General features: G+C 39.9%; 10 protein-coding genes. 8 read left to right on the top strand and 2 right to left on the bottom strand.

The window, feature by feature from the left end; genetic code table 11:
- Nucleotides 1-91 precede the first annotated feature (91 nt).
- The 3 genes from CWC04_RS03685 to CWC04_RS03675 all read left to right on the top strand — a co-directional run bounded on the left by CWC04_RS03685 (nucleotide 92) and on the right by CWC04_RS03675 (nucleotide 2,588).
- Complete coding sequence (locus CWC04_RS03685; RefSeq protein ID WP_138684637.1) at nucleotides 92-1,264, top strand: MFS transporter; 1,173 nt, start codon at nucleotides 92-94, stop codon at nucleotides 1,262-1,264.
- Nucleotides 1,265-1,419: 155 nt separating this feature from the next.
- The gene (dkgB, locus tag CWC04_RS03680; RefSeq protein ID WP_004586484.1) at nucleotides 1,420-2,235 is read left to right on the top strand and encodes a 2,5-didehydrogluconate reductase DkgB; all 816 of its coding nucleotides are present in this window, start codon (nucleotides 1,420-1,422) and stop codon (nucleotides 2,233-2,235) included.
- Nucleotides 2,236-2,300: 65 nt separating this feature from the next.
- Entirely contained in the window at nucleotides 2,301-2,588 is a 288-nt protein-coding gene (locus CWC04_RS03675; protein WP_138684636.1) for a putative quinol monooxygenase, read from the top strand.
- 117 nt (nucleotides 2,589-2,705) lie between these two features.
- On the opposite strand, the gene CWC04_RS03670 is transcribed toward CWC04_RS03675, so the two are convergent.
- Nucleotides 2,706-3,359, bottom strand: a complete 654-nt coding sequence (locus CWC04_RS03670; protein ID WP_126008961.1) for a DUF6058 family natural product biosynthesis protein — start codon at nucleotides 3,357-3,359, stop codon at nucleotides 2,706-2,708.
- A 172-nt stretch (nucleotides 3,360-3,531) separates the two neighbouring features.
- Here CWC04_RS03670 and dapA point away from each other — a divergent pair, with 172 nt between their 5' ends.
- Nucleotides 3,532-4,449 (top strand): 4-hydroxy-tetrahydrodipicolinate synthase, encoded by a 918-nt coding sequence (gene dapA / locus CWC04_RS03665; RefSeq protein ID WP_126008959.1) that lies wholly within the window; start codon nucleotides 3,532-3,534, stop codon nucleotides 4,447-4,449.
- Between the two features lie 98 nt (nucleotides 4,450-4,547).
- Complete coding sequence (locus tag CWC04_RS03660; protein ID WP_138684635.1) at nucleotides 4,548-5,849, top strand: DEAD/DEAH box helicase; 1,302 nt, start codon at nucleotides 4,548-4,550, stop codon at nucleotides 5,847-5,849.
- 126 nt (nucleotides 5,850-5,975) lie between these two features.
- Here the strand turns inward: CWC04_RS03660 and CWC04_RS03655 are convergent, their stop codons facing one another.
- The gene (locus tag CWC04_RS03655) at nucleotides 5,976-7,583 is read right to left on the bottom strand and encodes an NAD(P)/FAD-dependent oxidoreductase (RefSeq protein WP_138684634.1); all 1,608 of its coding nucleotides are present in this window, start codon (nucleotides 7,581-7,583) and stop codon (nucleotides 5,976-5,978) included.
- A 191-nt stretch (nucleotides 7,584-7,774) separates the two neighbouring features.
- Here CWC04_RS03655 and fdxA point away from each other — a divergent pair, with 191 nt between their 5' ends.
- The 3 genes from fdxA to CWC04_RS03640 all read left to right on the top strand — a co-directional run bounded on the left by fdxA (nucleotide 7,775) and on the right by CWC04_RS03640 (nucleotide 12,615).
- The gene (fdxA, locus tag CWC04_RS03650) at nucleotides 7,775-8,098 is read left to right on the top strand and encodes a ferredoxin FdxA (protein WP_029774458.1); all 324 of its coding nucleotides are present in this window, start codon (nucleotides 7,775-7,777) and stop codon (nucleotides 8,096-8,098) included.
- A gap of 140 nt (nucleotides 8,099-8,238) precedes the next feature.
- Nucleotides 8,239-10,485, top strand: coding sequence for a carbohydrate binding family 9 domain-containing protein (locus tag CWC04_RS03645; protein ID WP_138684633.1), 2,247 nt, complete (start codon nucleotides 8,239-8,241; stop codon nucleotides 10,483-10,485).
- A 222-nt stretch (nucleotides 10,486-10,707) separates the two neighbouring features.
- On the top strand, nucleotides 10,708-12,615 hold the full coding sequence (locus CWC04_RS03640) for a putative bifunctional diguanylate cyclase/phosphodiesterase (protein WP_024031793.1): 1,908 nt from the start codon (nucleotides 10,708-10,710) through the stop codon (nucleotides 12,613-12,615).
- The last annotated feature ends 304 nt before the right edge of the window (nucleotides 12,616-12,919 follow it).

Here is a 12,919-nt window from a genome sequence, read left to right as displayed (position 1 = left end):
TAATTACAAAAGTATTTTGTCACTAATGCTATTTTTTGCAAACACATTATTAGTCAAACTGTAAGTCTTAACTAATAATGAGGATTTAATTATGCCATTGGCTTTGTGGGCGCTCACCTTAAGCGCATTTGCAATAGGAACAACCGAGTTCGTAATAGTGGGATTAGTGCCTACTATTGCAAACGATTTAGGCGTAAGCCTACCTTCAGCGGGTTTGCTAGTTAGTTTATATGCAGTAGGGGTTGCCATTGGTGCACCAGTACTGACCGCACTAACTGGGCGTTGGAACCGTAAAATTGTACTAATAAGCTTAATGGGCTTATTTGTTTTAGGTAACTTACTTGCATGGCAAGCGCCTAGTTACGAAACATTAATACTAGCGCGTATTTTAACAGGCTTGGCTCACGGGGTGTTTTTCTCAATTGGCTCAATGATTGCCACAAGCTTAGTAAGTAAAGATAAAGAAGCCAGTGCTATTGCTATTATGTTTACCGGACTTACTGTAGCGCTAGTGACGGGTGTGCCACTAGGCACTTGGATTGGCCAACACTTTGGCTGGCGAGCAACGTTTTTAGTGGTGTCGGTACTGGGTTTAATCGCTTTAATTGGCAGCGCTATTTTAGTACCAAAAAACTTAAAACAGTCTATTCCGGCAACGTTTAAAGAGCAGCTTCAGGTTATTGTTAAGCCGCGCTTATTACTCGTATATTTAATGACAATTTTAGGTTACGGCGGCACGTTCACTGCGTTTACTTACTTAGCACCTATTTTAGAGCAAGAAACAGGTTTTGCTCCTTCAGCGATTGGTTTAATTATGCTGGTTTACGGTGTATCGGTAGCCATTGGTAATATTTGGGGCGGAAAACTGGCTGATAAACGCGGCCCGATTAGCGCACTGAGTATTATATTTAGCGCGCTGACAATTATTTTATTGGCTTTTACTTTTACGATGGAGTCAAAAGTAGCGGCCGTACTGACTATTTTAGTATGGGGTGCATTTGCGTTTGGTAACGTACCGGGTTTACAGCTTTATGTCGTAAAGCAGGCGCAAAAGCATACTCCTAATGCGGTAGATGTCGCATCGGGCTTAAACATAGCAGCGTTTAATATTGGTATCGCACTGGGCTCAATTATTGGTGGCAGTGTAGTAGAGGGCATGTCACTTCAAGATACCGCTTGGATTGGCGCAGCAATTTCCGCTCTTGCATTAGTAGTAACTCGTTACAGTGGCATGCTTGATAAGCGAGAAGTGAAACAAGCATAAAGTATTCTGTTAAGGTTGAAACTTAAATTTATGACCTCATTACCTGTATTGAGGTCATAAATTTTTAGGTGACAACACAAAAGAAGTAAAAGGTGTATTTCGTAAAACTTTAAACAGTTTGTATTTTTAACCGATTATTTTATAAGGATAGAGCCATGACACAACGTGTAATAGAAATGCCAGATTTAGGCATGGGAACATTCCGTTTAGAAGGCGATACCGCCTACAATTCAGTAAAAATGGCGTTAGAAGTGGGGTTTCGTCATATTGATACTGCGCAAATTTATGGTAATGAAGAGCAAGTAGGCCAAGCCATAAAAGATAGTAACATTCCGCGCAGCGAAATATTTTTAACCACCAAAGTGTGGAACAACAAGCTTAACAAAACTGACTTTATTGCCAGCGTTGAAAAGTCACTCGAGAAATTACAAGTAGACTCTGTCGATCTACTGCTTATTCATTGGCCTGCGCCTTCAAATGATGAACCAATGAGTGAGTACCTAACGGAGCTTTTAAAAGCTAAGCAGCTTGGTTTAACAAAACATATTGGCGTATCTAATTTTACTATTGCCAACTTAAACGAAGCAATGCAAACACTTGATTCGCGTGAAATATTTACTAACCAAGTTGAGGTGCATCCGTATTTAACCAATACTAAGCTACGCGCTTTTTGTGCCCAGCACGACATTCACGTTACAGCGTATATGCCATTTGTAGTTGGTAAAGTACTTAAAGATCAAACTATTATTGATATTGCCAATAAGCATGAGGCATCGCCAGCGCAAGTAGTTATTGCATGGATTAATGCCAACGGCATGACCACCATTCCATCGTCAACTAAGCGTAAAAACTTAGAAGATAACTTTAATGACCATGTTAAGTTAGACGCTGAAGACATTGCTCGTATTGACGGACTTGATTGTGGCGACCGCCAAGCTACGCCTGATTTTGCGCCGCAGTGGGATCAGTAATAAAATACGTAAAACAACATTAGGTGTAGCAAAGCTGCACCTTTACTTTTTTAAAAGGACTCCGTATGTTAACGGTAATTGCCACTATAGCGAGCAAAAATATCGACGCAGAGGTTGTTTTAACTGCGCTCGAAAATCTGCAAAAGTATTCACGACAAGAAGTGGGTTGTTTGCGTTACGAGTTGTCGGTTAAACAAGACTCAGACAATACCGAGTACCTTGTAAGTGAGCAGTGGGCGTCGCAAGAACACTTTGAAGCTCATAAACAAGAGCCTCACTACAAAGCATTTGGTACCCAAGTTACCGGGCTTGTAACAAGCAGTAATATTGATGTGTACAACACCATCGGCTAGTAAAAAGCACTCTTAATATTAGTTAATGAGTAAAATACAGTGGCGGCGTAAGCATACATCGCCATTTGCGTTACTTAGTCTTTTAAATACCCACCTCGTATTAAAACCTCAGCCATTTTATTTAATCGATAAATCGTACTTTAAAATAAGTGCATCTATGTAACGGGCACGCAATGTGTGTTGTTTTTCGTGATCGGCACCGTGGCCTAATGCTTTATTGAGTAATTTCATCGCGGGGTGAAGCTGCGTACGCTCTTGTTGGTTTAAACTCCCTTTAGTGCGCAATTCAGTAATATCGTCTACCAGCAAGCGGCCTATATCCACACATACTATTTCGTCAATTAAACCGTTTTGTGTCAGTACGCCGTATTTGCTGCATAAAAACTGTTGCCACACTTGCTGTAAATGCTCGTCTATTTCGCAGCCAAATAATTCTTCATCAAAACTAAAGCCTTGCTGGGCAAGTTTACTCAGGCTTGCCGTGTACTGCTGCGCAAAGTAATTAAAGGCATTACTAGAGGATTCTATTTTTTGTTTTATTAGCCCTTGCCCCCAATTTACACAGCCGCGCGGGTAATAGTCATCGTACTCTTCACATTCATACAAACCAGAGTACGAGCTGCAACTTAATTGGCTTTTTATGCAATAACTTGGTTTAGGAAAAATACTTTGCTGCTGCCATGTATCTAGTTGCTCGGCATCAATATTTAAAGCATGGCAAAGCTCATCGGTGTTATAAAAATGAGTGGCTAAGTAGTCAGATAAACGCATAATGGCTCGCTTAAAGTTAAAAACACAAACACTGTTTAAATATACAGTATTTGTATTTTGTATTATCAAACTAAATAACACAAGCCATTTTACGTTTATTATTCGCTTAGGCCTGCAAAAATGCGTGCAAGTATGTTACAAATAGCGCAAGTTTTATAAATAATGAATTTTTATGCGCACCCTAGAACAAATTAAACAAGCAAGCTTAATTACCGCCATTAAAACCCCATACTTAGCCAATGGTGAAATAGATTTAGCAAAGTACGATGAACTCGTTGAAATACAAATTGCAGCGGGTGTAGATGGCATTGTGGTTGGTGGTACAACCGGCGAAGGCCAGCTAATGAACTGGGAAGAGCATTTAATGCTTATCGCGCACAGTGCAAATAAATATGGCGATAAGCTGGTGATTGTAGGGAATACGGGTAGCAATAATACCCGCGAAGCTATTAAAGCCACTAAGTATGGCTTTGCAAGTGGTATGCATGCCGCGCTACAAATTAACCCATATTATGGCCGCACCTCTATTGCTGGTGTGAACGAGCACTTTAAACGTGTACTCGATATAGGCCCTGCGTTTATTTACAACGTAGCAGGGCGCACAGGGCAAGATTTAACCCCTGATATTATTGAGCCATTAGCAAAACACCCTAATTTAATTGGTGTAAAAGAATGTGGTGGTAACGAGCGTATTGCCCATTACGAACAGCAAGGCATTGCGTGTTGGTCAGGTAACGATGACGAAGCACACGATGCACGCCACACGCACAATGCACACGGTGTTATATCGGTCACATCTAATCTTATACCAGGGTTGTTCCGCCAGTTAATGGATACTAAAAATGATGCGTTAAATACCTCATTACAACCTTTAATGAACTGGCTATTCTGCGAGCCAAACCCGATTGCAATAAACACCGCAATGATGATGACAGGCGCGGTAAATCCCGTATTTAGATTGCCGTATGTGCCACTGAGCGATGAGCAACAAGCACAAGGCGAGGCCTTAATAAACGAGCTTAACGTTGATGATATTGTGGGCAATAAAGCTAACGTTTTAAATAACGATGATGTGCTCATCCTATCTTAGTGATAAGTTTGTATTAATAAACACTAATCACTAACTGTTGACGCATTTTTGCTGTATAATTTGCGACCCTTGATAAATGTGGCCGCAGGTTATACAGCATGAATTTTAAATCTTTTAGTTTTTCCCCTGAACTTATTCAGGCGTTAGACGAACTTAATTACCACACCCTTACGCCCATTCAGCGTTCAGCTATTCCGGCTGTTCGTAAAGGTAAAGACGTTTTAGCAAGTGCCCAAACAGGCACAGGTAAAACGGCTGCGTTTGCTTTACCTATCATCCAAAAATTAACTGAATCTGAGCTAAGCGCAAGCAATGCTCCACACGCGTTAGTGCTTGCGCCAACTCGTGAGCTGGCAGAGCAAATAGCAAATAACTTTAAAGCCTATGCAAAACATACCGCTTTAAAAGTAGTGAGCCTATTTGGCGGTGTTAATACCGCAGGCCAAGCAAATGCACTTAAAGACGGCGTAGATGTTGTAGTTGCAACTCCAGGACGTTTACTTGATCATATTCGTTTAGGTAATTTAAGCCTAGCAAGTGTTAAACACTTAGTACTTGATGAAGCCGACCGTATGCTTGATATGGGCTTTATTGAAGATATGCAAAGTGTTATTAAAAGTTGTGACGAGCAGCGCCAAATTTTACTTTTTTCAGCCACTTTTCCAGCGGCTATTAAGCAGTTTGCAGCAAAAGTATTAAAACAACCTGAAATTGTTCGCGTAGATCAAACTAATAGTACAGCAAGTACGGTACAGCATGTTGTGTACCCAGTTGAAGAGCGCCGTAAACAAGAGCTGCTTTCTGAGCTGATTGGTAAAAAGAACTGGCAACAGGTACTTGTGTTTGTAAACATGAAAGAAACGGCGGATGAGCTGGTTAAAGAGCTTAACCTTGATGGTATTCCTGCCACTGTATGTCATGGTGCTAAATCGCAAGGTAACCGCCGACGTGCACTTCGTGAATTTAAAGAAGGCAAAGTACGTGTTTTAGTGGCTACCGAAGTTGCAGCGCGTGGTATTGATATTGAAGGCCTACCACGAGTAATTAATATTGATTTACCATGGCTTGCAGAAGATTACGTACACCGCATTGGCCGTACAGGTCGTGCTGGTAATCAAGGCCAAGCTATTTCGTTTGTAAGCCGCGAAGAAGAAAACACCTTATTTGAAATAGAGTCGTTAATTGGCCAAAAAATCAAGCGTGTTTACTTAGAGGGTTATGAAGTAAGTAGCCGTGAAGTACTTATTGATAAAATAGGTAAAAAACCAGCGCATTTACGTCGTAGCCGTACTAATAAGCCAACAGGCCAAGCAACAGGCGAAGCACGTGCGGTAAATCGCTCACGTATTTCAAATGTTCGTAAAAGCTTAAAAGGCGCCAAGCTTACCCTTAAAAAGTAAGCTTACAAAGTGTAGCGCTTTTAAAAAACCTGAGGCTTACTCGGGTTTTTTTGTGCCTCAATTTAGCTCAAGGTTTAAACAAAAAAACCTCACTAAGTGAGGTTTTTGATTAATAACTTAAAAGGGTTAAGCGTTTTCTAACATTGAGAGTGCAACGGCTTCAGCCGCTTTAATACCATCAATGCCTGCAGATAAAATACCACCTGCGTAACCTGCGCCTTCACCCGCTGGGTATAAACCTTTAGTATTTATGCTTTGGAAGCTTTTATCGCGCTTGATACTAATAGGTGATGATGTACGGGTTTCTACCCCTGTTAATAAACCGTCGTTTGTAGAAAAACCACGAATTTGCTTATTAAAGGCTGGAATGGCTTCGCGTATAGCATCGATAGCAAACTGCGGGAGTACATTTGCTAAATCGGTGAGTTTTATTCCTGGTGTAAACGACGGTTGTACATCACCTAAATCGCCCGATGCTTTTCCTTTTAAAAAGTCGCCAATTAACTGTGCTGGTGCATCGTAGTTGCTACCGCCTAATGCATAGGCTTGCTCTTCTAGTTTACGTTGCAAATCAATGCCGGCAAGCGGGTGACCAGGGAAGTCTTTTTCAGGTGTAATACCTACTACAATGGCACTATTTGCATTGCGCTCACTTCGAGAGTATTGGCTCATACCGTTTGTTACTACGCGGCCTTCTTCAGAGGTGGCGGCTACAACAGTCCCTCCTGGGCACATACAAAAGCTGTAAACTGTGCGGCCATTATCACAATGGTGAACGAGTTTATAATCAGCAGAGCCTAAAATGGGGTTAGCCGCGTTAGGCCCAAAACGACACTCATCAATCATCGATTGCTTATGCTCGATTCTAAAGCCCACAGAAAACGGTTTAGCTTCTACATAAATGCCTTTATCGTGGATCATTTTAAAGGTATCACGGGCGCTATGTCCCACAGCAAGTACTACATGGCGGGTATTGAGCTTTTCACCGTTTGAAAGCGTTAAGCCTGTTACTTGTCCATCATCTATATGAATATCGTCTACGCGGGTACTAAAGCGGATTTCGCCACCAAGTTCAATAATACGTGCGCGCATTTTTTCAATCATGGTAACAAGTTTAAACGTACCAATGTGTGGCTTACTTACATATAAAATTTCATCTGGTGCGCCGGCTTCTACAAATTCGGTGATAACTTTACGCCCGTAATGTTTTGGATCTTTTACTTGGCTATATAGTTTACCGTCTGAAAATGTACCTGCGCCACCCTCGCCAAACTGCACGTTAGACTCTGTATTAAGGGTGCGTTTACGCCAAAAGCCAAAGGTGTCTTTGGTGCGTTCGCGTACTTCTTTACCGCGCTCTAAAATAATAGGGTTAAAACCCATTTGAGCCAGCACTAAGCCCGCAAATAATCCACACGGGCCAAAGCCAATAACTACAGGGCGCTCAGTAAGGTTAGCGGGGGCGTGGGCAACAAATTTGTATGAGGTATCGGGGGCTGGTTTTACGTGCTGATCTTTAGCAAATGCGTTTAACAGCGCTTCTTCGTTATCTACTTCAATATCGAGGGTATAAATAAGTAAAATAGCCGTTTTTTTACGTGCATCGTACCCACGTTTAAACACATTGTAGCTGTGTAGCTGCGCTGGCTGTATTTTTAGTTTATCAACTATGGCTTGGCCTATAGCGTCTTCATTATGATCAAGCGGCAGCTTTATTTCGGTTAAACGTATCATTGTTATCTCTTTTAGGTGTCTTAGCGGTAATAGTATCCGCTCACAATAAGAAGTGTAGGGCACGTAATGGCTATACATTAAGGGCGCATATATTACGTTAAATTGACCGCAGATGGCACATATTTATTGTGTTTTTAATGGGGTTGGGTATGATCGCGCTGTAGATAATTAATTACTAGGTTTAAACTATTATGGCGTTTGTGGTCACCGAAAACTGTATTAAGTGTAAATACACAGATTGTGTGGCAGTGTGCCCTGCAGATGCCTTTTACGAAGGCCCTAACTTTTTAGCAATAAGCCCTATTGATTGCATAGATTGTGGATTATGCGTACCAGAGTGCCCAGCTGAAGCAATTTACCAAGAAGACGAGCTGCCGGAAGACCAAAAAGAGTTTACCGAGCTTAATGCTGAGCTTGCATTGGTGTGGCCACGCATTGTTGAGGTAAAACCAGCGCCTGCTGATGCCGATAGTTGGAATGGTGTGGCTAATAAGCTTAAATTAATTGAAACCTAGCTTTTAAATTAAGCCTTTAATATTAATTAGTTAAAAAAGCTATTGTTTTTAGTATCAAGCTATTAACAAATGTACTGACTTAAATTACACTGCATAAATAAGTTTACCTTTTAAGGGTAAATACGTCTAAATGGATGTTTATGCAGTACTTAATAATTATAAAAAAACAATGCAGTGCTTTATTCCCCTTTTTATTAGCACTTTTATTTTCTAACCACCTTTATGCCAGTGAAAAACAGCAGCATTCTCTTGTACATATAAATGCAGATATTACTGTAGATGGCGTAATTGATGAGCCCCACTGGCAAAATGCCACTTTAGTTCCTATAGCATTTCAAGATGAGCCTAACGAAAAGGGCGCCCCACCGGTTAAAACTGATGCTTACATGTATGAAGATGGCAGCAACTTATATGTTGCTTTTGTAGCCGAAGATCCACAGCCGAGCGAAATAACAGCTTCTCTTCGCGACAGAGATACGCTTTGGCAAGATGATACGGTTATTTTAATTATTGACACTTTTAACGACGAACGTTCAGCTTACGAATTTTATGTAAACCCATTGGGTGCGCAAGGTGATACGCGAATGAGTGACACCGATGGCTGGCAATCAGACCCGTCTTGGGATGCAATATGGGATAGCGCAGGGCAAATTACCGACCAAGGGTTTGTGGTTGAAATGCGTATACCTTTTAAAGCACTGAGATTTCCTGAAAATAAAACAGATTTAACATGGGGCTTTGCCCTTATGCGAAATTACCAACGTGATGTACTGTATCAGCTTTCAAACATGGGGTTTGACCGAGATATAAAATGCAGTTTATGTCAGTTTGATAAATTAAATGGTTTTAAAAATATAAAAGCCAGTAAAAATCTGCAACTAACGCCTACACTTACGGCGCTCAGAAATGATTCAAAAGCTACCTTGCCAGGGCAGTGGGATAATGGCGATATAGACACCGAAGCTGGCCTTGATTTACGCTGGGGGGTTACACAAGATGCGGTAATTAATGCCACTATAAACCCAGATTTTTCGCAAATAGAAAGTGATGCGTTAGCCCTTGATGTAAATACCACGTACTCAATTTATTATGCAGAAAAGCGACCATTTTTTTTAGATGGCGCATCTTATTTTAAAAGCAGTTTATTTGAACTATTGTATACCCGCACTATTGCAGAGCCTGAAGTTGGGGCGAAATTAACAGGTAAAACAGGGCAACATAGCTATGCATTTATGTATGCCGATGACAATAATAGCAATATTTTATTGCCTACAAATCAAGGCTCTGGTTTTGCAATTTTAGAGGATAAAACCCATGCAGCAGCAGCGCGTTATCAATACGATATTGGCCAGCAAGGCACTATAGGGCTAAGTACGACTCACCGCGAAAGCGATGATTACTCCAATACAGTACTTTCTGTCGATGGCAGCTATTGGTTTAATCAATCAGATCTACTGACCTACCAGGTAGCTACAACAGATTCTAAAAACTCTGATTTTTTAACAAGTAACTATAACTTATCTAAAACTCAATCTGATGAAGCGTACGCTATAGAGTTTACCCGTGATAAACGTGACTACAATTTGTTTGCTAGCTACGAAAATATAGGTAAAGATTATCGCACTGACTTAGGTTATCAAGAAAAAGTAGATTATGAGAACGTAGGCTTTGGGGGCGGACAAACCTGGTATGCAGATGAGTCTGGCTTATTAACGTCATGGTCTTATGAGGCTGATTGGGATAAAACATGGGCGCAAAATGGCGACCTACTTGAAGAAGAATACCAAGGATTTATAACATTAAAAGGGCAAAAGCAGTCTATTTTTGAAATTGGCTTACTGCATCGTTATGAAAACTATAATGATGCTTTTTATAACCAAAATATTGGCTTTGTTTATACGGGCTTTAAACCTAAAAACAATATATGGCTTTCGTTTTATGGTGAGTATGGCAGCCGCATTGATTACGCCAATGAGCAAATTGGCGATTCGTATGCAACGCAAACACAAGTTACGTGGGATATAAACGATCATTGGCAAGTAGACGCTACACATAACTACAGCGTTTTAGATAACCCTCAAGGGGAGCGAGTTTATACTGCTAACTTATTAGATTTTAGGCTTTATTATAAATTTAGCATGCGCGCTATGCTCAAGCTTATATTGCAATTTGAAGACATTGATAGAAATAAAGACGCCTACTACTACCAAGTTAGCCACATTAATAAAGACTATGGCAGCCAATTAGTTTACTCGTACAAAATTAATGCTCAAACATTATTTTATTTAGGCTACTCAGATAAAAGCTATCAAGACGATTCTCTAAAACACGTTGAAAGAGATCAACGTACATTTTTTACAAAAGTGAGCTATGCATGGCAACTATAGGTTGTTAAGCCAAAATATGTAACTTTAACAAAGTGGTTTATTTTTATTCATCACACTCTATAATTAGTTAATTATTAAGCATTAATTTATTCTTTTTGAGTACAGTTCTAAAATTTTAATGAATAAGGACTGTGCTATGGCTTGCTTAGTACTAAAAACAGGCGATATAATCGTCTTTTAGTAACGGGTTTATAGGATAAGTAATTTAGATGGATTTTATTGATGAATAAATTTAAACCCTTAGGCGGCATTTTTTTTGTATTTATCTTATTTTGCTTTTGTTTAAACATCGAACTAACAAACCAGATTAACCGCATTAATTTATTCAACCCTGATATAGATTTACGCCACTTTGATATTGTAGATACAACGCTCGAAATGGCGCCTTGGTATAACCCTATGCTCAATGGGCACTACTTAATACACCAGCCTTCTGCCGATTTTTTGTTAGTTAAAACTACCGACACGGAATTTATCGCTGCAAACGCAACAAAGCTTATTTTAATGACGCTAACGTCGCCAATAAACTTTATATTGGTGTGTATGGTATTGTTTGTTGGCTTTACAATTATTCGTAAAGAGCGTAAAAAAATCTCTTATCAGCATCAAATTGCACAGCTGAATAACAACGCTAATCAATTGCTTGTTGCCTTTAACCTACAACCCCAACACGACAACCCATCAGGGCTGGGTAATTTGAGCCAGTCAATAAACAATTTAAATACCCATGTTGCTAATTATTTAAAGCAAACACAAACAAGTATCTGCCAAGATAAGCTAACCTTGCTCATTGACCGCCATGCTTATATTGAGCATATAGATAGGCAAATAAATTTTACTGATGAAGAGCAGCTTAAATGCGCCTTATTGTTTATTGACCTAGATGGGTTTAAGCAGGTAAATGACTCGTTTGGCCACAGCTTTGGTGATGAAATTTTGGTGCAGGTTGCTACGCGCCTAGCTAACGTATTACGCCATCATAAGTTAAGTAATATTAACGAGGCGAATCAGTTAGAGCAAAATTTATCACGTTTAGGCGGTGACGAATTTTCAATTTTTATTGAGTCGGTAGATACCGATAATAAAGTGGTCGATATTGCTAAGCACGTACTCAGTGAACTTGAAAAGGACTTTGTACTAGGTAATAAAATAATAAAAATTAGCGCCAGTATTGGTATAGCGGCTTACCCAGAGAGCGCATCAACACCACAAGCATTATTGCAATTGGCCGATGTGGCAATGTACCGTGCAAAGAGCGATGGTAAAGGCATTTTTAAAGTGTACTCCCCAGAGATGGGTAATAAAATGCGCCGCTATCACTATTTATTAGAAGAGCTGCGTTTGGCGGTTGCGTGTAAAGACTTTTACTTATCTTTTCAACCTATCGTGCATGTAGAAGATTGCATGATAGATTATTTTGAAGCGCTTACACGCTGGGATCACCCTATAGAAGGGATGATTTCACCGGCGGAGTTTATACCTATTGCCGAAGAGTCTAACCTTATTTTAGAGCTCGGCGATTGGATTATGCATGAGTCGTGTAGACAAATGGCGGCATGGCATAATGCCGGTATGCGCAAAGTAAAAATTTCGGTTAATGTATCGGGTGTGCAACTAAAACACCGCTCAGTGTACGATTGGATAATGAAAAACCTAAAAAACACAGGGCTGCCATCGCATTCTTTAATGCTAGAAATAACAGAGTCTACGTTTATTAAAGCCAGTAAAAGTATGATTGAAGAGCTTGAGCGGCTTCGTGCAGAAGGTGTGACAATTGCTATTGACGATTTTGGTACTGGCTTTAGTTCATTAAGTACATTGGCTGATTTGCCCATTGATGTAATAAAAATAGATCGCTCGTTTATCTCTCAAGCCGATAAAAGTCCAAAGTACAATGACATCCTTAATACTATTAGTGAATTAGGTCAAAAGTTAGGACTTAAAATAGTGGCAGAGGGCGTAGAAGAAATTGAGCAGTTTGAACTTGTAAAACGCATGGGAGTAAGCTCTGTTCAAGGTTATTTGGTTAGTCGCCCTCAATCATCTATCAATGTGGGTAACAAAGTTTTACGTAAAAATACGGCTAACTTATCTGCAGCGGGTACCAGCGCGTGGGAAATAGAAAGTTAGAGCCTGTTTATTATAGGTAATTTAATAGCTTATGTAGGGTTTTAGGCCCATGCTATGGTATTAAATTGCCCCTACCGATAGCGATTAACTTGAGCATTCACTGGTGCAGCTATTTAGTCCACGAAATGTTAAACCCTATATTGTGCTTAATTGCCCCTAAATAAAACTAAGTTCTTTAGGACTACAGCCTTAAAATTTAGTAAAAAAATGCCACTTTTAAAAGTGGCATTTTTGTTTGTAGAATCTAACAACTACAATTTTATAAATCGAATGTGCGTGATATAGCAAGTACTATACGATCATC

Origin of the sequence: Pseudoalteromonas sp. S2893 (assembly GCF_005887105.1) — a bacterium.
Lineage (GTDB): Bacteria > Pseudomonadota > Gammaproteobacteria > Enterobacterales > Alteromonadaceae > Pseudoalteromonas > Pseudoalteromonas atlantica.
Note: the sequence above shows the minus strand (reverse complement) of the source record. Positions and strands in the feature narration are given on the sequence as shown.